This is a genomic window from Pseudomonas sp. B21-015 (assembly GCF_024749285.1).
GTDB lineage: Bacteria > Pseudomonadota > Gammaproteobacteria > Pseudomonadales > Pseudomonadaceae > Aquipseudomonas.
Window position 1 is genome coordinate 1,319,316 of record NZ_CP087196.1, and the last position, 24,368, is coordinate 1,343,683.

The window sequence follows — 24,368 nt, forward strand, 5'->3', positions numbered from 1 at the left end:
CACATGAATGATTTACAGCTCGACGATTTCAAAACCGACGAAAACGCCGCCATGGTGCTGTTGGTGGACGATCAGGCGATGATCGGCGAGGCGGTGCGGCGTGGTCTGTCGAACGAAGAAAACATCGACTTCCATTTCTGCGCCGACCCGCACCAGGCCATCGCCCAGGCGGTCCGCATCAAGCCGACGGTGATCCTTCAGGACCTGGTCATGCCCGGCCTCGACGGCCTGAGCCTGGTGCGCGAATACCGCAATCACCCGGCGACCAAGGACATTCCGATCATTGTCCTGTCGACCAAGGAAGACCCGCTGATCAAGAGCGCGGCGTTCGCCGCAGGCGCCAACGATTACCTGGTCAAACTGCCGGATAATATCGAACTGGTGGCGCGCATCCGTTATCACTCGCGCTCCTACATGACCCTGCTGCAACGTGACGCGGCGTACCGCGCGTTGCGGGTCAGCCAGCAGCAGTTGCTCGACACCAACCTGGTGCTGCAACGCTTGATGAACTCCGACGGCCTGACCGGGCTGTCGAACCGCCGGCATTTCGATGAATACCTGGAGCTGGAGTGGCGGCGTTCGCTGCGTGATCAGACGCAATTGTCGTTGCTGATGATCGATGTCGATTACTTCAAGTCCTACAACGACAGTTTTGGCCACCTCGAAGGCGATGAAGCCCTGCGCAAAGTCGCCACGGCGATTCGCGATGCCAGCGCCAGGCCATCGGACCTGCCGGCCCGTTACGGCGGCGAAGAGTTCGTTCTGGTCCTGCCCAACACTTCGCCGGGCGGTGCGCGGCTGGTGGCGGAAAAACTGCGCCAGACCGTGGCCGGGTTGAAGATCCCGCACACTTTCCCGACCGAAGGTTCGAGCCTGACCATCAGCATCGGCCTGTCGACCATGATCCCGCAGCCGGGCAGCGACTGCCGGCAATTGATCTCGGCGGCGGACAAGGGGCTGTACCTGGCGAAGAACAATGGGCGCAATCAGGTGGGGATCGAATGAACCATCAGGTTCATTCGCCGCTAAAGCCGCCAGGCGGGCTGCCGTGACAGCTTGATTACGTTATACTCGCCGGCTTTCAAAAGTTCGCCAACGAGTGCTGCCCGCCATGGAAATCAACCCGATCCTTAACAGTATCAAGGACCTGTCCGAGCGCTCCGAAACTATTCGGGGGTATCTTTGACTACGATCAAAAGCATGAGCGTCTGACTGAAGTCAATCGCGAGCTTGAAGATCCGAGTGTCTGGAGTAACCCTGAGTACGCTCAGAACCTGGGTCGCGAGCGTTCGCTGCTGGCTCAGATCGTAGAAACCCTCGATGAAATGTCCAGCGGTCTGGCCGATGCCAAAGACCTGCTGTTGATGTCTGCCGAGGAAGAAGACCAGGCCGCCGTCGACGACGTAGCCCTTGAAGTGGAGCGCCTGCGCGAAGCCCTCGAGAAGCTCGAGTTCCGTCGCATGTTCAGCGGCGAGATGGACCCGAACAACGCCTACCTGGACATCCAGGCCGGCTCCGGCGGTACCGAGGCTCAGGACTGGGCCAACATCCTGCTGCGCATGTACCTGCGCTGGGCGGATAAACGCGGTTTCGACGCGACCATCATGGAACTGTCGGCCGGTGAAGTCGCTGGTATCAAGGGCGCTACCGTGCACATCAAGGGCGAATACGCCTTTGGCTGGCTGCGCACCGAAATCGGCGTGCACCGTCTGGTGCGCAAGAGCCCGTTCGACTCCGGCAACCGTCGTCACACCTCGTTCTCGGCCGTGTTCGTGTCGCCGGAAATCGATGACAACATCGAAATCGACATCAACCCGTCGGACCTGCGCATCGACACCTACCGCTCCTCCGGTGCCGGTGGTCAGCACGTAAACACCACCGACTCGGCCGTACGGATTACCCACGTACCGACCAATACCGTGGTCAGCTGCCAGAACGAACGCTCCCAGCACGCCAACAAAGACACCGCGATGAAAATGTTGCGGGCGCGCTTGTACGAGCAGGAAGTGCAGAAACGCAACGCTGCTTCCCAGGCCCTGGAAGACACCAAGTCGGACATCGGCTGGGGTCACCAGATCCGTTCGTATGTGCTCGATGCCTCGCGGATCAAGGATCTGCGTACCAACATCGAACGCAGCGACTGCGACAAGGTGCTCGACGGCGACATCGACGAATACCTGGTGGCGAGCCTGAAACAAGGCTTGTAAGACATGCAACAAAGGATCGCCTGATTCACCGCGATCCTGTGGGAGCGGGCTTGCCCGCGATCCCCAGCCGAAGGCTGGGGACAACGAACCTGATGGAATATTTAAAGACATGAGCGACCTACAACTCGACCCGCAAGCCCTGCAACAGGAAGAAAACTCCCTGATCGCCCTGCGCAAGGAAAAGCTTGCTGCCGAGCGCGCCAAAGGCAATGCCTTCCCCAACGACTTCCGCCGCGACAATTACTGCGAAGATTTGCAGAAACAGTACGCGGACAAGACCAAGGAAGAGCTGGCAGAGGCTGCAATTCCGGTCAAGGTGGCGGGTCGCATCATGCTCAACCGTGGCTCGTTCATGGTGATTCAGGACATGACCGGGCGGATTCAGGTTTACGTCAACCGTAAAACCCTGTCCGAAGAAACCCTGGCCGCGGTGAAAACCTGGGACATGGGCGACATCATTGCAGCCGAAGGCACCCTGGCGCGTTCCGGCAAAGGCGACCTGTACGTCGAAATGACCAGCGTGCGCCTGCTGACCAAGTCGCTGCGCCCGCTGCCGGACAAGCACCACGGCCTGACCGACACCGAACAGCGCTACCGTCAGCGTTACGTTGACCTGATCGTCAACGAAGATGTGCGCCAGACCTTCCGCGTGCGTTCGCAAGTGATTGCGCACATCCGCAGCTTCCTGATGAAGCGTGACTTCCTGGAAGTGGAAACACCGATGCTGCAAACCATTCCAGGCGGCGCGGCGGCCAAGCCGTTCGAGACGCATCACAACGCGCTGGACATGGAAATGTTCTTGCGCATTGCGCCTGAGCTGTACCTCAAGCGGCTTGTTGTTGGTGGGTTTGAAAAGGTGTTCGAGATCAACCGCAACTTCCGTAACGAAGGCGTTTCGACCCGTCACAACCCTGAATTCACCATGTTGGAGTTCTACCAGGCTTACGCCGACTACGAAGACAACATGGACCTGACCGAAGAGCTGTTCCGCGAATTGGCTCAGCTGGTTCTGGGCAGCACCGACGTGCCTTACGGCGACAAGGTGTTCCACTTCGGCGAGCCGTTCGTGCGTCTGTCGGTGTTCGACTCGATTCTCAAGTACAACCCGGAGCTGACCGCTGCCGACCTGACTGACATCGACAAGGCCCGCGCCATCGCCAAGAAGGCCGGCGCCAAGGTGCTCGGCTTTGAAGGTCTGGGCAAACTGCAGGTGATGATTTTCGAAGAACTGGTCGAGCACAAGCTGGAGCAGCCGCACTTCATCACCCAGTACCCGTTCGAAGTGTCGCCGCTGGCCCGTCGTAACGACGAGAACCCGAGCGTCACCGACCGTTTCGAACTGTTCATCGGCGGCCGTGAAATCGCCAACGCCTACTCCGAGTTGAACGATGCGGAAGATCAGGCCGAGCGTTTCATGGCGCAGGTGGCCGACAAGGACGCTGGCGACGACGAAGCCATGCACTACGACGCCGACTTCGTTCGCGCGCTGGAGTACGGCATGCCGCCGACCGCTGGTGAAGGGATCGGCATCGACCGTCTGGTGATGTTGCTGACCAACTCACCGTCGATCCGCGACGTGATCCTGTTCCCGCACATGCGGCCGCAAGCGTAAGTGTTTCAATTAAAAAGCCGCCTATAACAGGCGGCTTTTTATTGCCTGTCTGGTACAAACGTATCAATTGGTTACTTTTGACGTTTAGAGAGGAATACCTGTCGTGAATCGTGCAATGGCTCAAGAAGGTGCAGCGGATATCGCCACTGCGGTCGCTGAAAGTGTTCAGTACCAGGGCCGCAAGGCCAGCCGACAGGGCAGCGAACAGCGTCGACAGGACATTCTCGACGCGGCGATGCGCATTGTCGTGCGCGATGGCGTGCGGGCCGTGCGTCACCGTGCGGTGGCCGCCGAGGCCTGTGTGCCGCTGTCGGCCACCACGTACTATTTCAAAGACATCGATGACCTGCTCACCGATACCTTCGCGCAATACGTGGAACGCAGCGCGGCGTTCATGGCCCGGTTGTGGGCCAGCAACGAAGGCCTGTTGCGCGAGATGGTTGTCAGCGGCGATGGCACCCCCGAGTCCCGCTCACAACTGGCGGACGATATCGCGCGGCTGATGGCTGACTATGTTCATCGGCAATTGATCAATCGCCGCGAGCACTTGATGGCCGAGCAAGCCTTCCGCCAGGAAGCGCTGCTCAACCCGCGTCTGGCGTTATTGGTGCGCTCCCATCAGCAAATTCTGCTGCAGGGCACCTGCCAACTTTTCGAAGTATTGGGTTCCCGTGAGCCACAACAGGATGCCAAAGTGTTGACGGCGATTATCGGACGGATGGAATATCAGGGCCTGCTCAACGACGCCGAGCCTGTTGCCGAAGAGGAAATGCTCGGCATCCTCAACCGCTACATGCATTTGGTACTGGCGTCGGTGTAACCCCTGAGTGGAGGCTAACCCCTGTGGGAGCGAGCCTGCTCGCGATGACGGTCTGACATTCAACATCTCTGTTGCCTGACACACCGCCATCGCGAGCAGGCTCGCTCCCACAGGGGCCGGCTTTCACTTGAGGTTGGTGTTGTGTTCATAGGGAGTGTTGAATGAAAGCCTGGCGTGTCGTTGTGATCGCCTTGTCGTTCCTGCTGCTCAGTGGCTGCCTGGTGACCTTCAAGGAGCCATTGCCCGCCAGCGAGCCCGCGCCCAAAGGGCTGCTCGGCGAATGGACCAGCACCAACGCCTGGGGCGAGCCGATGAACCTGGAACTGACGCGCATCGGTGACAACCACTATCAGGCGGTCAGCTACTTCAAGGCCAAACCCCATGAGCGTGAAGCCTATCCCTTCACTGTGTCGCGCCATGGCAATCGCTGGTACCTGTCGGCGAAGGTGCCGGCGCAGTTCGGCGGGCACTTCACCATCGCCGGGTTCGAACTCAACGAAAAGCACGAATTGGTGGTCTACAACCTCGACCTCGAGCAGATCAAGCAGGCCATGGGGCAAGAAGCCCTCAGCGGCGAAGGCTTCCAGACCGACGACGGCGACGGGATGTTGGTCAACAACAGCATGGATCAGGTGTTTGCCTACCTCGACGACCCGGCCAATTCCGATGTCTTCGTCGAAGCGGTGCGCTATCAGCGCCTGGCCAAAACCAAATAAACCCAGCACGTAACGGTTTACTACAGGAGTTTCGGGTGGACGAATACCAGCAGACGATACGCATGTTGTCCGATCGCATAGTGCTGGCGCAGACGCCGATTCGCGTTCTGGATGCGGTCAAGTGGGATGACAGCATTCGCAAGGGGTTCCTCAAAGGCAAGGGCAAGGAAATGCCGGCCGTGGACCGCGATTACTACCTCAATCGACCGCTGTCGTTCGACTCCAGCAAAGTGAAGCTGGAATTCCAGAACATCGAGCGCGACATCACCCGCCAGCTCGGCCAGTTCAACCCGGTCGGCCAGATCATGCGCCGCATGTGCAAGGAGTACCGGATGGTGGTGCGCATGCTCGAAGCGCGCGGCACCGAGGATTTCGGGCTGATTTCCCAGGAATTGTATGGCGCGGCGTCCGATGCGTTTCACGCCGGCGACCCGACCCTGGCCGACCTGGGGCTGATGCTCTCCGACTACCTGAACAACATCGACGGCCGTGGCGACCTCAAGGACGAACCGAAAATCCTCACCGCCAAGGAAGCCGTCAACCTGCTGCAACATCGGTTGAACAAGGTGTTTGGCGAAAACGAGGAAACCATTCGGGTATTCGAATCCGACGGGATCGTCGCCGATGCGGCGGCCGGTGCCGACTACATCAAGATCCGCGCCGACGCGATGTTCAACGATCGTGATGTACGTGCGCTGGAAGTCCACGAAGGGTTGGTGCATGTGGGCACCACGCTCAACGGCCTGAATCAGCCGATCTGTACGTTCCTGTCCAAGGGCCCGCCGTCGTCCACCGTGACCCAGGAAGGCCTGGCGATCCTGATGGAGATCATCACCTTCGCCTCCTACCCGAGTCGCCTGCGCAAACTCACCAACCGCACCCGCGCCATTCATATGGTGGAGGAGGGCGCGGACTTCCTGCAGATCTTCGAGTTCTTCCGTGAGCAAGGCTTCGAAATGGCTGAAAGTTACGGCAACGCCAGTCGGGTTTTCCGCGGTTCGGTGCCGACCGGTCTGCCATTTACCAAAGACTTGTCCTACCTCAAGGGCTTCATCATGGTTTACAACTACATTCAGTTGGCCGTGCGTAAAGGCAAGCTGGAGCAGATACCGCTGCTGTTTTGCGGCAAGACCACGCTCGAAGACATGCGGACCTTACGCCAATTGGTGGACGAAGGCCTGGTGGTGCCGCCCAAGTACCTGCCCGACCAATTCCGCGACATGAATGCGCTGTCGGCGTGGATGTGCTTCTCCAACTTCCTCAACCACCTGAGCCTGGACCGGATCGAAGCGGATTACTCCAATATCCTGTAACGACGATGAAATCTCCTGTGGGAGCGAGCCTGCTCGCGATAGCGGCTGAACATTCAACATCGATGTTGTCTGACACACCGCCATCGCGAGCAGGCTCGCTCCCACAGGGGGGTGTATTCCAATCCCCCATTTTTTGCGAGGCTTCACCGGATGAGAATCCTCGGCATCTTTTGCCTGCTCCTGGCCCTCGGCGGTTGCAGCTCGTTGCTGTTTTACCCCGAGCCCGGTCAGCCGTTCACCCCGGAAAAAGCCAAACTCGAATTTCGCGATGTCACCCTGACCAGCGCCGATGGCCTCAAGCTGCATGGCTGGTGGCTGCCGGCGAAAAAAGGTGTCGAGGTCAAAGGCACGGTGCTGCATCTGCATGGCAACGGCGGCAACCTGGCGTGGCACCTGGGCGCGAGCTGGTGGTTGCCGGAGCAGGGCTATCAAGTGTTGCTGGTGGACTATCGCGGGTACGGTTTGTCTGAAGGTAAACCGGCGTTGCCGGCGATTTATCAGGACATCGACGCCGCCTTCACATGGCTCGACCGGGCGCCGGAGGTCAAGGGCAAGCCGTTGATCCTTCTCGGTCAGAGCCTTGGCGGTTCAATGGCCGTGCATTACCTGGCCCAGCATCCCGAGCGCCAGCGGCAACTCAAGGCGTTCGTGCTCGATGGCGTTCCTGCCAGCTACCGTGATGTCGGGCGTTTTGCCCTGAGCACATCCTGGATGACCTGGCCGTTTCAGGTGCCGTTGTCCTGGTTGGTGCCGGACGGCGACAGCGCGATCCATTCCATGACGCAGCTCAACGGCGTACCGAAACTGATCTATCACAGTATCGATGATCAACTGGTGCCCCTTTCCAACGGCATCCGTCTGTATCAAGCTGCGCCGCCGCCGCGAGTGCTGCAACTGACCCGGGGCGGTCATGTGCAGACCTTCGCCGACCCGGTCTGGCGAAAAGTCATGCTGCGCTACCTTGAAGACCCACAGCATTTCAACGGCTTGCGCCGCCTGGGTGAGATCCCCAATTACCCGGCACCCCCGTATTCAGAAGATGAACCACCAGAGAGTCCGCAATGAGTGAAGAACGTAACGCCATCCCGCTGATCATCACCGGTATTTGCAGCATCCTCGGCACCGTCGGGGCCCTGTGGTGGTACGGCTACCTGCACTTCGCCAAACCCGAGGATGCGCTACTGCTCAGCGACTTCACCATGCTCAAGACCGTGCCGGGCGAAGACTACAAGGTCTCCCTGGAACCGGCCCCGCAAGTGGCCCAGTGCATCGATGGCGTGCTGGTGATGTTCGACACCGAGCAGAAAGGCCTGACCGGCGTATTGGTCAACAACAAGAAAAAAGCCGTGCGCTGCATGGGCCAGGAAACGCCGCAGAAACTGCAGCCGTAACCATTCCGTAGGACGGCATAAAAAAGCCCCGCCTGATCAACTCAGGCGGGGCTTTTACGTTATCGCAGGTTCTTAGTTAGAGCTGATCGCCGAGCGCGGGACGACAGGCTGGTTGTCATTGGAGATGGTCACTTCCACCCGACGGTTCATCGCACGGCCCGAGACGCTGGCGTTCTCCGCGACCGGGTATTCCTTGCCGTAACCCTGGACCACGATGCGCGCAGGGTCGACACTCATCTTGATCAGGGCCACTTGCACCGAGGTCGCGCGACGCTCGGACAGCGACTGGTTGTACGACTCCGAGCCAGTGCTGTCAGTGTAGCCTTCGACAATCACTTTACGGTCCGGGTTTTCCTGAAGGAACTGCGCCAGTTTGTTGATATTCACCAGTCCGTTGGACTTCAGGTCCGCCTTGTTGGTGGCGAACAGCACATCACCAAACGTCACCAGCGTGCCGCGATCGGTCTGTTTGGCATTCAGGCTGTCTTGCAGCTGTTTGATCTGCTGGTCGCGGGCATCCAGACGAGCCTGGGCCCGTTGTGCCGCGGCGTTTTTCAGGTTGTTTTCAGCGGTGCGCAGGGCGATGGTCTGCTTGGCCACTTCAACACGCTGATTGGTCAGATAAGCCAGTTGGTCGACCTTGGCCTGGTCTTCCCTGTCCTGGTAAGCCTTGTCGGCCTTGTCCAGGTATTCGCTGGCGTCTTTGGTTTCCAGCGCCGCGACTTTGCTGGCTTGCGGGTTGGCTTGCAGGCCAGCGTAGTTGGTGCGGGCTTGCTCCAGGTTTGTGTTAGGCGGTGTGGAGCAGGCAGCCAGTGCAACACTTGCGGCCAGGAGGGCGGGGATCATCAGTTGTTTGCGCATAATGGTTCGTCCTTTTTATCGATAAGCGTGTCAGGTCTGGAAATCGGGATGCGCGCTTACTGCACGGTGCGCTGACTTTCCTGACGCAGTTCCTGAACACCTTTCTGGGAGTCCTTCACAGCTTGTTCGGCTTTCATCGCCTGGGCCTTGCGTTCCGCCACACGGGCGTCCCACTCGGCCTGTTCGGCCAACATTCTGGCCTCGTCATACTTTTTGTCGTGCATGGCGATTTCGGCTTGTTTGAGCTTGTCCTGCGCGGCCTTCATTTCCACTGCGGCGAATTCGGTACCGCCAGCGCTGACGGCGCTGTTCACGGCCGATTGGGTCACGGCGTATTGCTCGGTCGGCGGATTACCGGCGCAACCGGCCAGAACGAAGCTGCCGCCGATGGCCAGGGCAGCCAGTTTGAGACCGCGCAAGTGGGTGAACGAGGAGGGTGGGGTGCTGGTCTTCATGGTCTTCAACTCCATTGGATAACTCCTGAAAACATCTGAATCCATCCTGGACAAGGAGCCGCAGCCTTCAATTTCCAGCGCACTTTGAAACGGCCGTCCCAGGCATGGTTACTGGGTTGACCCCAGGTGTTTTTTAAAAGTTCAGAGAAGATGGCCTGTCGCCCGAAAAAAGGTTGACCGAGTGGCCAGGGCTCTAAAACGGGAACTTTAGTGATGTGCAGCGGTATACCCGACCGTCTCATGACCCGGGAATACGCCGTTTTGAAGGAGGGATGCAATCAAACTGTGGGAGCGAGCCTGCTCGCGAAAGCGTCAGTAAATCCAGCATTGAGGATGGCTGATCCAGCGCTTTCGCGAGCGGGCTCGCTCCCACAGGTTCTAGTGTTTTGGCTTGTCGTTATCGCTCGACAAATCGTGCAAATGACGACGGGACAAGGCGAGAAAACGCGGGGTCGGGCCGACGTCTTCGTACAGCGGATCGCCTTCTTCATCGGTGGCGACCACCGTTGACCCTTTCACATACGGAAAGCTCGCTTCGAGCTCTTCCAGGGCGGCGCCGATCAATTCTCCGAGCAGTTCTTCGGGGTGCCGTTTAGGGTACATTTCGATAATCGCCGCCAGCCGTGCGGCAGCTTCCACGTCCAGACGAATCGTGTAGCCGGTGTCGGTCAGGCGACCCTTGGCGTTTTCTTCCCAGTGCTTGGCGAGCTCGCGGATTTTCATAGTGACCTCATTGCGCACCTGCTCGTGGCAGGCCGGGTGAGTGTCCGGCGGTGGCCGGCGGCAAGCCGTTGTACGGCTCATTATTATTGAGACTAACTGCAACGCCTTGTGTTTGAAGTCCCTTCGTCTGCTTGTAAGAACCGCTTTACGACGGCACTCTCTATGTCAGAGCCTCTAATAAAGCATAGCCGCCCGGATTTTCGCTGGAGAACTGCTGATGACCGATATTGATGCACGCTTGCGCGAGGACGTTCACCTGTTGGGTGAGCTGTTGGGCAACACCATTCGTGAACAGTACGGGGACGGCTTTCTCGACAAGATCGAGCAAATCCGCAAGGGCGCCAAGGCCGACCGTCGCGGCTCGATGGACGCCGAACTCAGCGCCAGCCTCAACCAGTTGAGCGAAGGCGAGTTGCTGCCGGTGGCGCGGGCGTTCAACCAGTTCCTCAACCTGGCCAATATCGCCGAGCAATATCAGCTGATTCACCGCCGCGAAGAGTCGCAGCCCGCGCCGTTCGAGGCCCGGGTGTTGCCGGAACTGCTCGCTCGCCTGCTGGCTGCGGGGCATGACGCCGAGTCCCTGGCCCGGCAACTGGGGCGGGTGGAAATCGAACTGGTGTTGACCGCGCACCCCACCGAAGTGGCGCGTCGCACACTGATCCAGAAGTACGACGCCATCGCCGCGCAACTGGCCGCCCAGGACCATCGTGACCTGACGACTGCCGAGCGCGAGCAGATCAAAACCAGGTTGCAGCGTCTGATCGCCGAAGCCTGGCATACCGAAGAAATCCGCCGCACCCGGCCGACGCCGGTAGACGAAGCCAAGTGGGGCTTCGCGGTGATTGAGCATTCGCTGTGGCAGGCGATTCCCAACTATTTGCGCAAGGCCGATCAGGCCCTGCATGCGGCCACCGGCCTGCACCTGCCACTGGAGGCCGCGCCGATTCGCTTTGCCTCATGGATGGGCGGCGACCGCGACGGCAACCCTAATGTCACCGCCGCCGTGACCCGCGAAGTGTTGCTGCTGGCGCGCTGGATGGCCGCCGATTTGTATGTGCGCGACGTCGATCACCTCGCCGCCGAATTGTCGATGCAGCAGGCCAGCGACGCCTTGAAAGCCAAAGCTGGCGACAGCGCCGAGCCTTACCGCGCGGTGCTCAAACAGTTGCGTGAACGCCTGCGAGCGACCCGTAACTGGGCCCACGCCTCCCTGACGGCAACCACGCCGGCATCCGCCGATGTGCTGCAAAACAACCGCGACCTGTTGGACCCGCTGGAGCTGTGCTACCACTCGCTGCATGAATGCGGCATGGGCGTCATCGCCGATGGCCCGTTGCTCGATTGCCTGCGCCGCGCGGTGACGTTCGGGCTGTTTCTGGTGCGCCTCGATGTGCGCCAGGACGCCTCGCGCCACACGGCGGCCATGACCGAAATCACCGATTACCTTGGCCTGGGCCGTTATGAGGACTGGAGCGAGGAAGAGCGCATCGCCTTCCTGATGCGCGAACTGAACAATCGTCGGCCGTTGCTGCCGGCGTACTTCAAGCCGTCTGCCGACACTGCCGAAGTGTTGGCGACGTGCCGGGAAATCGCCGCGGCACCGGGGGCTTCCCTCGGTTCGTATGTGATTTCCATGGCCGGTGCCGCTTCCGACGTGCTGGCCGTGCAACTGCTGCTTAAAGAATCCGGCGTATTGCGACCGATGCGCGTGGTGCCGTTGTTCGAAACCCTCGCCGACCTCGATAACGCGGGCCCGGTGATCGAGAAACTCTTGCTGCTGCCGGGCTATCGCTCGCGCCTGCAAGGGCCACAAGAGGTGATGATCGGCTATTCCGACTCGGCCAAGGACGCCGGCACTACCGCGGCGGCCTGGGCGCAGTATCGGGCCCAGGAGCGGCTGGTCGACATCTGCCGCGAGCAACAAGTGGAGTTGCTGTTGTTCCACGGTCGCGGCGGCACCGTGGGCCGTGGCGGTGGCCCGGCGCACGCGGCGATTCTGTCGCAGCCGCCGGGGTCGGTGGCGGGGCGTTTCCGCACCACCGAACAGGGGGAAATGATTCGTTTCAAATTCGGCCTGCCGGACATCGCCGAGCAGAACCTCAATCTGTACCTGGCGGCGGTGCTGGAGGCGACCTTGCTGCCGCCACCACCACCTGAGCCTGCCTGGCGCCATTTGATGGACGAATTGGCCGCCGATGGCGTCAAGGCTTACCGTGCCGTGGTGCGGGAGAACCCGCAGTTCGTCGAGTATTTCCGCCAGTCCACCCCAGAGCAGGAGTTGGGGCGTTTGCCGTTGGGCAGCCGCCCGGCCAAGCGCCGCGCCGGCGGAATCGAAAGCCTGCGCGCGATTCCGTGGATCTTCGGCTGGACCCAGACGCGCCTGATGCTGCCGGCCTGGCTTGGCTGGGAAGCGGCGCTGAGCAAGGCGCTGGAGCGCGGCGAAGGGGCGTTGCTGGGGCAGATGCGCGAGCAATGGCCATTCTTCCGTACCCGCATCGATATGCTGGAAATGGTGCTGGCCAAGGCCGACGCCGATATTGCCCGGTCTTACGATGAGCGCCTGGTCGAGCCGGATCTGCTTCCTTTGGGTGCGCATTTACGCGACCTATTGTCGCAGGCTTGCTCGGTGGTCCTGGGGCTGACGGGTCAGTCGCAACTACTGGCACACAGCCCAGACACCCTTGAATTCATCCGCTTGCGCAACACCTACCTCGACCCGCTGCATCTATTGCAGGCCGAGCTGTTGGCCCGTTCGCGGCAGCAGGATGAGGCGCAGGGCAGCCCGGTAGAACAGGCGTTGCTGGTGTCTGTGGCGGGGATTGCCGCCGGTTTGCGAAATACCGGCTAAGGTTTTCGTCGTGGGGACAGGCACCCGGCGCGAGCGTCGAGTGCCTGCGGGCGAGCGGTCGAAAAGGTCTGTCACGCGACAGTTAATGATGGGGTTGCGACTTGGGTTACCCTTTCGCAGGGGCTCCTCAGGCGCGGGTTTCTCCGACTTTCGGCGGCTTGTGTGGGCAGGGTCTGCTGTGTATCTTGATCAGCCTTTGGCCGTTTGGGCGGTCGCGATCCTATTTTTGAGATTGGCCCCACGAGGCGAATCTGACGTTATCTATATAAAAAATTGAGGAGCACATCGATGCGCGTCATTCTGCTGGGAGCTCCCGGGGCCGGTAAAGGTACTCAGGCTAAGTTCATCACCGAGAAATTCGGCATTCCGCAAATCTCTACCGGCGACATGCTGCGTGCTGCCGTAAAAGCCGGTACCGAGCTGGGCCTGATCGCCAAGAGCGTCATGGACAGCGGTGGTCTGGTTTCCGATGACCTGATCATCAATCTGGTCAAGGAACGCATCAGCCAGGCCGATTGCGCCAACGGTTTCCTGTTCGACGGTTTCCCGCGCACCATTCCTCAGGCTGAAGCCCTGGTGAAGGCCGGTGTCGAACTGGATCACGTGGTCGAAATCGACGTCAAAGACGAAGAAATTGTCCAGCGTATCGCCGGTCGTCGTGTTCACGAGGCTAGCGGTCGCGTGTACCACATCGTCTACAACCCGCCGAAAATTGCCGGTAAAGACGACAGCACCGGTGAAGAGCTGGTGCAGCGCAAAGACGATACCGAAGAAACCGTGCGTCATCGCCTCTCGGTTTACCACGCCCAGACCGAGCCACTGGTGAAGTTTTACCAGGAGCTGTCCAACGCTCAAGGCAAGCCGAAGTACAGCCACATCGAAGGTGTTGGCTCGGTAGAAGCGATCACCGGCAAGGTGCTTGAAGCGCTGAGCTGAAAAGTCTGATCGGCTTCATCTTCTACGGCCCGCTTGCGGGCCGTAGTTGTTTATACTGGCGCACTTTTTCTGACCTTTCTTACGGAAACATCGATGAGCACCTTGCTGGCCCTGGACACCGCGACCGAAGCTTGCTCCGTTGCCTTGCTGCATGACGGCAAAGTCACGAGCCATTACGAGGTGATCCCGCGCCTGCATGCGCAAAAGCTGCTGCCGATGATCCAGCAACTGCTGGCCGATGCCGGGACCACCCTGCAAGCGGTCGATGCCATTGCGTTCGGCCGTGGGCCGGGCGCGTTCACTGGGGTGCGGATCGCCATCGGCGTGGTGCAGGGGCTGGCGTTTGCGCTGGATCGTCCGGTGTTGCCGGTCTCCAATCTGGCGGTACTCGCCCAGCGGGCTCATCGCGAACACGGTGTCAGCCAGGTCGCGGCGGCCATCGATGCGCGCATGGATGAGGTGTATTGGGGGTGCTACCGCGAAACGGCGGGGGAGATGCGGCTGGTGGGCAACGAAGCGGTACTGCCGCCGGAAGTCGCCGCGCTGCCGGCCGATGCCAGTGGCGAATGGTTCGGCGCGGGCACCGGTTGGGGATATGCCGAGCGCATTGCCGTCAACCTGAGCGGCCAGGACGCGGGCATGCTGCCTCACGCCGAAGACCTGCTGACCCTGGCGCGTTTCGCCTGGGAACGCGGTGAAGCGATCGTGGCTGACGATGCGCAACCGGTGTATCTGCGCGATAAAGTCGCGACGCCCAAAGCGCGTTAATTCCCAAGACCGAGCGGGTCCAATCGCGGACAAGTCGGATCGCCGCACCGCCGCTCCCACAGGGTTTGCGGAGATCCTGTGGGAGCGGGCTTGCCCGCGATGGCGGTCTACCAGCCAGTGCCAATCGTCATTTTCTCTCCTGCGCTTTTAAACCTTTTGTCTTTTATGTGTTCTAGTTATCACTCGGCAGTTTGCGAAGTGGGTGATGTGCCACTAAGCTGCCATCATCGATACCGAGCATGCACTTATGCGTATAGACGGCCTTTCCTCCCAGTCCTACCCCATCAAGCGCAAGCCCCGCAAAGGCCCTGTGGCGGATGACGACTACGTCGATATCGACGGCGAGCTGGAATTCCCAACCGAAGAGCAATTGGCCGCCCGTGCCGCCAAAGCCTCTGCGCAACGCCTGAGCAATCTGCCCGCGCGTCAACAAGACATGATTTATCACCGCGCCATGAGCAAAAGCGTGGCGATGGCACTGGCCAGCTACCTGAGCACCGCCACTTTTGTCGATTGGGATGCGGATGTACTGGGTCTCGACCTGTACATCTGATGGCGCTGCCTTACTACCTCGGCTGCCCGTCCTGGAGTGAAAACGCCTGGCGCGAGTACTTGTATCCACAAGACGCCAGGCCCGCCGAGTTTCTCAATCTTTATTCTCAAGTGTTCAACGCCGTGGAAGGCAATACGACCTTCTACGCGAGCCCCTCTGCCGCCACCGTGCAGCGCTGGGCCGACACCATGCCCGCACGCTTTCGCTTCACCGCCAAGTTCCCCGGCGACATCAGCCACAGCGGCGACTTGCGCGATCAACTGACCGCCGCCGAGACCTTCCTGCAATTGCTCAGTCCTCTGGGTGAGCGTGTTTCTCCCGTCTGGCTGCAATTGTCCAAAAGCTTCACCCCTCAACGACTGTCGGAGCTGGCCGGCTTTATCGATGCAGTGGACCGGCCCTTGGCGGTCGAAGTGCGGCATGACGAATTCTTCGCCAAGGGCGATGCCGAGCGGATGCTCAATCGCCTGCTGCTGGATCGTGGTGTCGAGCGCATCTGTCTCGATCCGCGAGCGCTGTTCAGCTGCACCTCCACCGATCCGTCGGTGCTCCACGCCCAATCGAAAAAGCCCAGGGTACCGCCTCGCCCCGCTGCGTTTACCCAGTTTCCACAGGTGCGTTTCATTGGCCATCCTGTGCTTGAAGCCAACGACCCGTTCCTGGTGCCGTGGGTCGAGAAAATCGCCGTCTGGATCGAAGAGGGGCGCACGCCCTATATCTTCTTGCACACCGCCGACAACCTGCTGGCAGCGAAACTCGCACAACGTTTTCATGCACAACTGATGTTGCGTTTGCCTGGCCTGCCGCCGCTGCCTGAGTTATACAGAGAACCCGCCGCCGAGCAACTTGGCTTGCTTTGAAGCGGCCTCGTTCCCTGATGTCAGTCCGTTAAGGCGCGAAACCTGTGGAATTGCGTTTAACTGACTGGCATCAGCTTCGTTTTCCCCTTTTCAGGAGTCTGCCAATGGATGCGCAAACCCTTCGAGCCCAGGCGTTCAAAGCACTGCACGAACGCGAGGGCGCTTTTGTCATTCCCAACCCCTGGGACGCCGGCTCGGCGAAAATGCTCGCCAGCCTGGGTTTCGAGGCGCTGGCGACTACCAGCGCCGGTTGTGCCTTTTCCCAAGGCCGCCCCGATGGTGGGTTGACGCTCGACGATACCCTGGCGAACGTTCGGGCGATTGTCGCGGCCACTGATCTGCCGGTAGCGGTGGATCTCGAAAACGGTTTTGCCGACGCCCCCGCCGACTGCGCCCAAAGTATTCTTCGTGCCGCCCAGGCCGGTGCCGTCGGTGGTTCGATCGAAGATGCCACGGGGCGTGAGGAGGGCCCGATCTACTGTTTCGAACATGCCGTGGCGCGTATCGAAGCGGCCGTCGCGGCGGCTCGTAGTTTGCCTTTTCCCTTCGTGCTGACGGCGCGTGCCGAGAACTTTTTGCACGGCAATCCTGACCTCGACGATACCATTCGCCGTTTGCAGGCATTCGCCGAGGCGGGAGCCGACGTGCTTTACGCACCGGGCTTGCGCAGCGCTGAAGAGGTCTTGGCGGTGGTTCGCGCCGTGGCGCCGAAACCGGTCAATGTGCTGATGTCCGGCGGGCTCAAACTGACGGTGGCGCAGTTGAGTGAAATGGGCGTCAAACGCATCAGTGTCGGTTCGGCCCTGGCGCTGGCGGCGTATGGCGAGTTCTTGCGCGCCGCAGAGGAAATCCAGCAACACGGGACCTTTGGCTTCACTTCCCGGTCGATGCCGTTCCAGAAGGCCAATCAATTGTTCAAAGGCTGACGATGCGGTTTCGGTGGGGGCTGTTGCTGGTGCTGTTGATCATCGGCGCTGCCGGGTTGAGCGTCTGGCGCGGCTGGGTTTCCATTCCCCCACAATGGAACCCATGGGCGCCGCTGGACGTAAAGGCCAAACCGAACCTGCTGACTCGCTACAAACTGATGCGTCTGCGCGATGATCCGCAGTTGTGCGACCAGGCCCTGAGCAGCTCCGGGTTACGTGTAAGCCGTCAGGCCGACAGCCCGGACGCGGCTTGCCCATTGACCAACACCTTGCGCGTGCAAGGTGGCGAGGCGGCGCTGAGCAGCAGTTTCCTCGCCAGTTGCAGCCTGGCGGTGGCGTTCGCCTTGTTCGATCGCCACGCCCTGCAACCGGCGGCTCAGGCGGTCTACGGGCAGGCGGTGAAACGGGTCGACCATCTCGGCAGCTTCGCCTGTCGCAACGTCTACAACCGCGAAAACGGTAGACGCAGCCAGCATGCCACGGCCGATGCCCTGGATATCAGCGGATTCCGGCTGGCGGACGGCCGATTAATCAGCGTGCTCAAGGATTGGCCTAAGGACAATCAGGACGCGAGATTTCTCCATCAGGTCCGCGACGGCGCGTGCGATATGTTTAGTGTGGTGTTGAGCCCGGACTACAACGCCGCCCATCGCAATCACTTTCATGTGGATGTCGGGCCGTGGTGGCGGTGTCGCTGAGGGTTAGGCGGCGATGCGCAGGTTCTGCAGAACGATCGGGCGAGCCCAGCCGTTATCGAAATCGAATTGTTTCTGTTGTTCCACCAGTTCCTCGGGCGAGAACGGCGGGAACGGTTTGTCCAGCAGGTCGAGTTCGAACTCGGCGATCGGCAGATGCAGCGGACGCGGTTGCGGTGCGGTGCCTGGCTCTGGCAGCGGTTGACCGGCGGTGAGCACGATCGGGCGAACCCAGCCGCTTTCGAAGTCCTGTTGTTGCTGTTGCGCGACGATTTCTTCCGCTGGAAACGGTGGGAATGGCTTGTCGGCCAAATCCATTTCGAACTCGGCAATCGGCAGGAACAGTGGCTCTGGCGGGCGGACCGGGGTTTCTGTGACGTTGCATTCACGCTGAGAGACGATGTGTGCCAGCAGCTCGCTGCCGACGGTCGGTTCGACCGGGCTGTCGATATCGACTGGCGGAAAGTTGAGAGACTCCGGCACGACATCGCCCGACTGATCGGCCAGGGCCTGGGCAAAAAAATCCTGCCACAGGTGACTGACGCCGCTCAGTGCTTGGGAATTTCGCAGGCCAAAATCGCCGTGGGGCGAGATGTAGCCTATCGATGTGCGTTGAATGTCTGACATTTCTCTCGGTCGACGCTCAGCTCTGGCAAAATGCTCGATAGTTTGGTTATCGGCCGTTTTTGCCGATCATTAATTTTTTGAGCGTGTTTTCCCATGATTGAGCAACCTGCGGCTTGCCGTATCCATGTCGAGGCCTTGGGCACGACTTTCCAGCCACAGGCCGAGCAATGGGCCGAGCGCCTGGGATTGCCGTTGCAGGTGGAGGACGGCGAGTTTGCCTTGCAGGTGGGTGAGCAGGGGTTGCAGCTGCAACAACTCGGGCCGGACGCTCCAGGGCCGGTGCGGGTGGATTTTGTCGAGGGCGGCGCGGCCCATCGTCGGTTGTACGGCGGCGGCAGCGGCCAGATGATCGCCAAGGCGGTTGGTGTCGCTCAAGGCGTGCGCCCGCGGGTGCTGGATGCCACGGCGGGGTTGGGCAAGGACGCGTTCGTACTGGCCAGCCTGGGCTGCGAGATGAGCCTGATCGAGCGCCAGCCGCTGATCGGCGCTTTGCTTGAAGATGGCCTGGCGCGTGGCGCGGAAGATTTCGACGTGGCGCCGATCGTGGCGCGGATGCGTTTGCTCAAGGGCAATTCGATCGAGGTGATGCGCAACTGGGAGGGTGAGCCGCCGCAGGTGATCTACCTCGACCCGATGTTTCCTCATCGCGAGAAAACCGCGTTGGTGAAGAAGGAAATGCGCCTGTTCCGGCCGCTGGTCGGCGACGACCCGGATGCGCCAGCCCTGCTCGAAGCGGCGTTGGCCCTGGCCAGTCACCGGGTGGTGGTCAAGCGCCCGCGCAAGGCGCCGTGCATTGCCGGGCCGAAGCCGAGTCATGCGCTGGATGGCAAGTCCAGCCGCTACGACATTTATCCGAAGAAAGCGCTCAAGCCCTGATTCGATACTGATCGTTCCCACGCTCTGCGTGGGAATGCCTCAATGGACGCTCTGCGTCCGCTTCGAAAGGGACGCGGAGCGTCCCGGGCTGCATTCCCACGCAGAGCGTGGGAACGATCATCAGGCTAACCCCGGCCGATAAGCCCGCATAAACAACCCCACCACTTCCCGCACATGGGCTTCGGCAGCATCCCCGGTCACCGGCTCACCACAGCCGTACAGCAACCGGAAATTCCCCGCGCCCTTGAGCAGGCAAAAGAAGTGCTCGGCGGCGTTACGTGGTTTATCGATGCTCAACGCGCCGCTCTTATCGACCTTGATCAGCAACCGCTCCATGCCGTGCAACATGCGCTCTGGCCCGGCCTCGAAGAAAATCAGCGAGAGCTTCGGGTCCTGGCTGCCCAGCGTCATCATCAGCCGGTGCAGGTTCACCGATTCGTCGCTGTTGATCAATTGATGAAAACCGCGCGCGATGTTCAGCAGCACGGTTTCCACCGTAATGCCGTCCGGCAATTCAAAAAACAGCGGTGGCAGTTGTTCTTCGCATTTGGCCACCACGGCGGCGGAGAACAGCGTCTCCTTGTCGTTGAAGTGGCTGTAGACCGTCAGTTTCGACACGCCGGCCTCGGCCGCCACGTTATCCATGCTGGTGTTGGCGTAACCCTTACTCAGAAACAGGATTTTCGCCGCATCGAGGATTGCCTGGCGCTTGGCCAGATCCTTGGGACGGCCTGGACCGCTGGGTGTTGAAAGATTGTCTGACATTTTTCGCTTTAATACTGGACTGGTGAGTTTGCTATTAATAACATACTGGTCAGTATAATTATTCCAAGCACCATTAGCGAAAGGTCCTTCACCATGCTGCGCTATGCCTTGCCCCTCGCGTTGCCGGTCAGTCTGGCTTTTTTATTGTCGGCGTGTGGCCATGAAGAGGCGCCTCAAGTCACCGTGCGTCCGGCCATGGTGGTGCAGCCAGAGCCTTCGGCGCAGGCCATGGAAAGTTTTCCCGGTGAAGTCCGCGCGCGCTATGAGCCTGATCTGGCCTTTCGCATTGGTGGCAAAGTCACCCGACGACTGGTCGAGGAGGGGCAGCGGGTCAAGGCTGATCAACCCCTGGCGGAGCTCGATCCTCAGGACGTACGCCTGCAACTGGAAGCCACCCGTGCCCAGGTCGCGGCCGCCGAGGCCAATCTGAGCATGGTGCGTGCCGAGCGTGATCGCTACAAGACGCTGATGGAGCGGCAGATGGTCAGCCGTTCGCAGTACGACAATGCGGAAAACCTCTACCGTTCCGGTGAAGCACGTCTCAAGCAAATCAAAGCCGAATTCAATGTCTCGACCAACCAGGCCAGTTACGCCGTGCTGCGTGCGCCGCAGGATGGCGTAGTGGCCAAGCGTGCGGTTGAAGTCGGGCAAGTGGTAGCGGCCGGGCAAACCGTGTTTACCCTCGCCACCGATGGCGAACGCGAAGTGTCGATCAGCCTGCCGGAGCAGAGCTTTGGCCGCTTCAAGGTCGGTCAGCCGGTTTCGGTGGAACTCTGGACCCAACCCGATCAACGTTTCAGCGGACGCATTCGTGAACTGTCGCCCGCCGCCGATCCCAAATCCCGCACCTTCGCCGCCCGTATCGCTTTTACCGCCGGCAAGGTTCCCGCCGAGCTGGGCCAGAGCGCCCGGGTGTTTATCCAGACCGCCGAAGTAGTGGCGTTGTCGGTGCCGCTGTCGGCGGTCACTGCGGAAAACGGTGCCACCTATGTGTGGGTGGTCAGCGCCAACAACACCTTGAAAAAAGCCCCGGTGCGGGTCGGTGCATTCGGCGAGAAAACCGTGCCGGTGCTCGAAGGCCTGAACGCCAGCGACTGGGTGGTGGCCGCCGGTGTTCATGTGCTTCACGACGGGCAGCAAGTGCGCCCGGTGGATCGCTCCAACCGCGTGGTCAATCTGGCGCACAAGGAGTAATCCCCGATGGGTTTCAATCTTTCCGAATGGGCGCTGCGTAACCGCCAGATCGTACTGTTCCTGATGCTCTTGCTGGCTGTCGTCGGCGCGTTGTCCTACACCAAACTCGGCCAAAGCGAAGACCCGCCGTTCACCTTCAAGGCCATGGTGATTCGCACCAACTGGCCGGGGGCCACGGCCGAGGAAGTGTCGCGCCAGGTCACCGAGCGTATTGAAAAGAAACTGATGGAAACCGGCGAGTACGAACGGATCACCTCGTTCTCCCGCCCGGGGGAGTCCCAGGTCACATTCATGGCTCGGGACTCCATGCATTCGGTAGAAATCCCGGACCTCTGGTATCAGGTCCGCAAGAAGGTCAGCGACATCCGCCAGACCCTGCCACCGGGCATCCAGGGGCCGTTTTTCAACGATGAATTCGGCACCACCTTCGGCAACATCTACGCCCTGACCGGCGACGGTTTTGATTACGCGGTGCTCAAGGACTACGCCGACCGCATCCAGATCCAGCTGCAACGGGTCAAGGATGTGGGCAAGGTCGACCTGCTCGGTCTGCAGGACGAGAAAATCTGGATCGAACTGTCCAACGTCAAACTGGCCACCCTCGGGTTGCCGTTGGCGGCGGTACAGCAGGCGCTTGAAGAGCAGAATGCGATGTCTACCGCAGGCTTCTTCGAAACCACCAGCGAGCGTTTGCAGCTACGGGTCTCGGGGAATTTTCAGGCGGTCGACGAGATAAAGAACTTCCCGATCCGCGTCGCTGATCGCACGTTCCGCATCGGTGATGTAGCGAACGTTCGTCGCGGTTTCAACGATCCACCGGCGCCGCGCATGCGCTTCATGGCCGAAGACGCCATCGGTCTGGCGGTGGCCATGAAGGACGGTGGCGATATTCTGGTATTGGGCAAGGCGCTGGAAATCGAGTTCGCCAGGATCCAGCAAAACCTCCCGGCCGGCATGCAACTGCGCAAAGTGTCCGATCAACCCGCCGCGGTGAAAACCGGTGTCGGCGAGTTCGTTCAAGTGCTGGTGGAGGCCTTGGCGATTGTGTTGCTGGTGAGCTTCTTCTCCCTCGGCGTGCGCACCGGCATGGTCGTGGCGCTGGCGATTCCGCTGGTGTTGGCGATGACCTTCGCCTGCATGTATTACTTAGGGATAGGTCTGCACAAGATTTCCCTCGGCGCGCTAGTGCTGGCGCTGGGCTTGCTGGTGGACGACGCGATCATCGCCGTGGAAATGATGGCGATCAAAATGGAGCAGGGTTTCGACCGGATCAAGGCCGCCAGCTATGCCTGGACCAGCACCGCGTTCCCGATGCTCACCGGTACGCTGATCACCGCCGCCGGTTTCCTGCCGATTGCCACCGCGCAATCGGGCACTGGCGAATACACCCGCTCGATCTTCCAGGTGGTGACCATCGCGCTGCTGGCGTCGTGGGTTGCCGCCGTGATTTTTGTGCCTTATCTGGGGGAAAAACTCCTGCCGGACCTGGCGAAAATTCACGCCGCCAAACACGGCACCGGCGACGGCCAGCCCGACCCTTACGGCACGCCGTTCTATCAGCGCGTCAGACGGCTGGTGGAGTGGTGCGTGCGCCGGCGCAAAACGGTGATCGTCCTGACCATCGTGATGTTCGTCGCGTCCGTGGTGCTGTTCCGTTTCGTGCCGCAGCAGTTCTTCCCGGCTTCGGGGCGGCTGGAACTGATGGTCGACCTGAAACTGGCCGAAGGTGCGTCCCTGAGCAACACCGCAGAAGAGGTCAAACGTCTCGAGGGGCTGCTCAAGGATCACGCCGGGATCGACAACTATGTGGCTTATGTCGGCACCGGTTCGCCGCGTTTCTACCTGCCGCTGGATCAGCAACTTCCGGCAGCGAGCTTCGCCCAGTTTGTCGTCCTGGCCAAGACCATCGAAGACCGCGAAACCCTGCGCACCTGGCTGATCGAAACCCTCAACGAACAGTTCCCGGCCCTGCGCTCGCGGGTTACGCGGCTGGAGAACGGCCCGCCGGTTGGTTATCCGGTGCAGTTCCGGGTCACTGGTGAACACATTGCGGACGTCCGCGCCCTGGCGCGCAAAGTCGCGGCCAAGGTTCGCGAGAATCCCCATGTGGTCAATGTGCATCTGGACTGGGAAGAGCCGAGCAAAGTCGTTTACCTGAATGTCGATCAGGACCGCGCGCGAGCGCTGGGTGTGAGCACGGCGAACCTCTCGGGTTTCCTGCAAAGCTCGCTGACCGGTGCCAGCGTCAGCCAGTACCGCGAAGATAACGAATTGATCGAGATCCTGCTGCGCGGCACGGTGCATGAGCGCACCGAACTGGCATTGCTGCCAAGCCTGGCCGTGCCGACCGACAATGGTCGCAGCGTGGCGCTGTCGCAGATTGCAACGCTGGAATATGGCTTCGAAGAAGGCATCATCTGGCACCGTAATCGCCTGCCCAACGTGACGGTTCGCGCCGACATCTATGGCAAGGAACAGCCGGCGACGCTGGTGCAGCAAATCATGCCTACCCTCGATCCGATTCGCGCCGAACTGCCGGACGGCTATCTGCTGGAGGTCGGCGGTACGATGGAGGACTCGGCCCGTGGGCAGAACTCGGTGAAGGCCGGCGTGCCGCTGTTCATCGTGGTGGTGCTGACGTTGCTGATGCTGCAACTGCGCAGTTTCTCACGCACCGTCATGGTGTTTCTGACCGCGCCGCTGGGATTGATCGGCGTGACCCTGTTCCTCATGGTGTTCCGTCAGCCGTTCGGTTTTGTGGCCATGCTCGGGACCATCGCCTTGTCCGGGATGATCATGCGTAACTCGGTGATTCTGGTGGATCAGATCGAGCAGGACATCGCCGCTGGGCTGAAACCGTGGCAGGCGATCATCGAGGCGACGGTGCGGCGGTTCCGGCCGATTGTGCTGACTGCGCTCGCTGCCGTGCTGGCGATGATCCCGCTGTCACGCAGCGTGTTCTTCGGGCCGATGGCGGTGGCGATCATGGGTGGGCTGATTGTGGCGACGGCGCTGACGCTGCTGTTCTTGCCGGCGTTGTATGCGGCGTGGTTCAGGGTCAAGAAAGAGCCCGTTTGATCTTGGCGGCCTCGACCTCGTGGTTTGGCTCACCGCATTCCCTTGTAGGGGCTGCCGAAGGCTGCGATCTTTTGATCTTGAAATCCATATGAGGATCAAGATCAGAAGATCGCAGCCTGCGGCACAGCTCCTACATGTATTTCA

At 60.5% G+C, this 24,368-nt stretch carries 23 protein-coding genes; 18 read left to right on the forward strand and 5 right to left on the reverse strand.

Translation table 11 applies throughout. The features are described 5' to 3' along the window. Positions 1-3: 3 nt before the first annotated feature. The 8 genes from LOY38_RS06110 to LOY38_RS06145 all read left to right on the forward strand — a co-directional run bounded on the left by LOY38_RS06110 (position 4) and on the right by LOY38_RS06145 (position 8,059). Complete coding sequence (locus tag LOY38_RS06110) at positions 4-1,005, forward strand: PleD family two-component system response regulator (RefSeq protein WP_258699240.1); 1,002 nt, start codon at positions 4-6, stop codon at positions 1,003-1,005. A gap of 106 nt (positions 1,006-1,111) precedes the next feature. Further along, positions 1,112-2,207, forward strand: a protein-coding gene (gene prfB / locus LOY38_RS06115; RefSeq protein WP_258699241.1) for a peptide chain release factor 2 whose coding sequence is annotated in 2 segments (ribosomal slippage) — positions 1,112-1,183 and positions 1,185-2,207 — 1,095 coding nt in all. Because the reading frame shifts where the segments join, the coding sequence is not laid out codon by codon here. A 109-nt stretch (positions 2,208-2,316) separates the two neighbouring features. Further along, positions 2,317-3,819, forward strand: a complete 1,503-nt coding sequence (gene lysS / locus LOY38_RS06120; protein ID WP_258699242.1) for a lysine--tRNA ligase — start codon at positions 2,317-2,319, stop codon at positions 3,817-3,819. A 103-nt stretch (positions 3,820-3,922) separates the two neighbouring features. Further along, a complete protein-coding gene (locus LOY38_RS06125) occupies positions 3,923-4,639 on the forward strand; it encodes a TetR/AcrR family transcriptional regulator (protein ID WP_258699243.1) in 717 nt (238 codons plus the stop codon). Between the two features lie 161 nt (positions 4,640-4,800). Next, positions 4,801-5,355 carry a hypothetical protein gene (locus LOY38_RS06130; protein WP_258699244.1) on the forward strand — a complete coding sequence of 185 codons (555 nt, stop codon included), beginning with the start codon at positions 4,801-4,803 and terminating at the stop codon, positions 5,353-5,355. 62 nt (positions 5,356-5,417) lie between these two features. Next, positions 5,418-6,668, forward strand: coding sequence for a flavohemoglobin expression-modulating QEGLA motif protein (locus LOY38_RS06135; protein WP_258700668.1), 1,251 nt, complete (start codon positions 5,418-5,420; stop codon positions 6,666-6,668). 150 nt (positions 6,669-6,818) lie between these two features. After that, positions 6,819-7,733, forward strand: coding sequence for an alpha/beta hydrolase (locus LOY38_RS06140; protein WP_258699245.1), 915 nt, complete (start codon positions 6,819-6,821; stop codon positions 7,731-7,733). Further along, positions 7,730-8,059: a hypothetical protein gene (locus LOY38_RS06145; protein WP_223486535.1), complete on the forward strand. Its 330-nt coding sequence runs from the start codon at positions 7,730-7,732 to the stop codon at positions 8,057-8,059. Before LOY38_RS06140 ends, LOY38_RS06145 begins: the two co-directional genes overlap by 4 nt. A 72-nt stretch (positions 8,060-8,131) precedes the next feature. On the opposite strand, the gene LOY38_RS06150 is transcribed toward LOY38_RS06145, so the two are convergent. From LOY38_RS06150 to LOY38_RS06160, 3 genes are all read right to left on the reverse strand, one after another. Then, positions 8,132-8,920: an OmpA family protein gene (locus tag LOY38_RS06150; RefSeq protein ID WP_258699246.1), complete on the reverse strand. Its 789-nt coding sequence runs from the start codon at positions 8,918-8,920 to the stop codon at positions 8,132-8,134. Positions 8,921-8,976: 56 nt separating this feature from the next. Further along, positions 8,977-9,390, reverse strand: coding sequence for a DUF4398 domain-containing protein (locus tag LOY38_RS06155; RefSeq protein ID WP_258699247.1), 414 nt, complete (start codon positions 9,388-9,390; stop codon positions 8,977-8,979). A gap of 363 nt (positions 9,391-9,753) precedes the next feature. Next, positions 9,754-10,098, reverse strand: coding sequence for a pilin assembly protein (locus LOY38_RS06160; RefSeq protein WP_258699248.1), 345 nt, complete (start codon positions 10,096-10,098; stop codon positions 9,754-9,756). 217 nt (positions 10,099-10,315) lie between these two features. Between LOY38_RS06160 and ppc the strand changes: the two genes are divergently transcribed. From ppc to LOY38_RS06195, 7 genes are all read left to right on the forward strand, one after another. Next, positions 10,316-12,946, forward strand: a complete 2,631-nt coding sequence (gene ppc / locus LOY38_RS06165; RefSeq protein WP_258699249.1) for a phosphoenolpyruvate carboxylase — start codon at positions 10,316-10,318, stop codon at positions 12,944-12,946. Between the two features lie 288 nt (positions 12,947-13,234). Continuing rightward, the gene (adk, locus tag LOY38_RS06170) at positions 13,235-13,882 is read left to right on the forward strand and encodes an adenylate kinase (protein ID WP_258699250.1); all 648 of its coding nucleotides are present in this window, start codon (positions 13,235-13,237) and stop codon (positions 13,880-13,882) included. A gap of 93 nt (positions 13,883-13,975) precedes the next feature. After that, positions 13,976-14,650 (forward strand): tRNA (adenosine(37)-N6)-threonylcarbamoyltransferase complex dimerization subunit type 1 TsaB, encoded by a 675-nt coding sequence (gene tsaB / locus LOY38_RS06175; protein ID WP_258699251.1) that lies wholly within the window; start codon positions 13,976-13,978, stop codon positions 14,648-14,650. A gap of 247 nt (positions 14,651-14,897) precedes the next feature. After that, positions 14,898-15,203, forward strand: coding sequence for a hypothetical protein (locus LOY38_RS06180; RefSeq protein ID WP_258699252.1), 306 nt, complete (start codon positions 14,898-14,900; stop codon positions 15,201-15,203). Continuing rightward, positions 15,203-16,063 (forward strand): DUF72 domain-containing protein, encoded by an 861-nt coding sequence (locus LOY38_RS06185; RefSeq protein ID WP_258699253.1) that lies wholly within the window; start codon positions 15,203-15,205, stop codon positions 16,061-16,063. Before LOY38_RS06180 ends, LOY38_RS06185 begins: the two co-directional genes overlap by 1 nt. Before the next feature lie 104 nt (positions 16,064-16,167). Beyond that, positions 16,168-16,989 (forward strand): oxaloacetate decarboxylase, encoded by an 822-nt coding sequence (locus tag LOY38_RS06190; protein ID WP_258699254.1) that lies wholly within the window; start codon positions 16,168-16,170, stop codon positions 16,987-16,989. Positions 16,990-16,991: 2 nt separating this feature from the next. Then, positions 16,992-17,687, forward strand: coding sequence for an extensin family protein (locus LOY38_RS06195; RefSeq protein WP_258699255.1), 696 nt, complete (start codon positions 16,992-16,994; stop codon positions 17,685-17,687). Between the two features lie 3 nt (positions 17,688-17,690). Here the strand turns inward: LOY38_RS06195 and LOY38_RS06200 are convergent, their stop codons facing one another. Beyond that, positions 17,691-18,311, reverse strand: a complete 621-nt coding sequence (locus LOY38_RS06200; RefSeq protein ID WP_258699256.1) for an energy transducer TonB — start codon at positions 18,309-18,311, stop codon at positions 17,691-17,693. Between the two features lie 93 nt (positions 18,312-18,404). Between LOY38_RS06200 and LOY38_RS06205 the strand changes: the two genes are divergently transcribed. After that, positions 18,405-19,187 (forward strand): class I SAM-dependent methyltransferase, encoded by a 783-nt coding sequence (locus tag LOY38_RS06205; RefSeq protein ID WP_408980567.1) that lies wholly within the window; start codon positions 18,405-18,407, stop codon positions 19,185-19,187. A gap of 120 nt (positions 19,188-19,307) precedes the next feature. Here the strand turns inward: LOY38_RS06205 and LOY38_RS06210 are convergent, their stop codons facing one another. Beyond that, a complete protein-coding gene (locus LOY38_RS06210; protein ID WP_258699257.1) occupies positions 19,308-19,952 on the reverse strand; it encodes a TetR/AcrR family transcriptional regulator in 645 nt (214 codons plus the stop codon). Between the two features lie 93 nt (positions 19,953-20,045). On the opposite strand from LOY38_RS06210, the gene LOY38_RS06215 reads away from it, so the two are divergent. Both LOY38_RS06215 and LOY38_RS06220 read left to right on the forward strand, forming a co-directional pair. After that, positions 20,046-21,146, forward strand: coding sequence for an efflux RND transporter periplasmic adaptor subunit (locus tag LOY38_RS06215; RefSeq protein WP_258699258.1), 1,101 nt, complete (start codon positions 20,046-20,048; stop codon positions 21,144-21,146). A 6-nt stretch (positions 21,147-21,152) separates the two neighbouring features. After that, positions 21,153-24,224, forward strand: coding sequence for an efflux RND transporter permease subunit (locus LOY38_RS06220; RefSeq protein ID WP_258699259.1), 3,072 nt, complete (start codon positions 21,153-21,155; stop codon positions 24,222-24,224). Positions 24,225-24,368 lie beyond the last annotated feature (144 nt).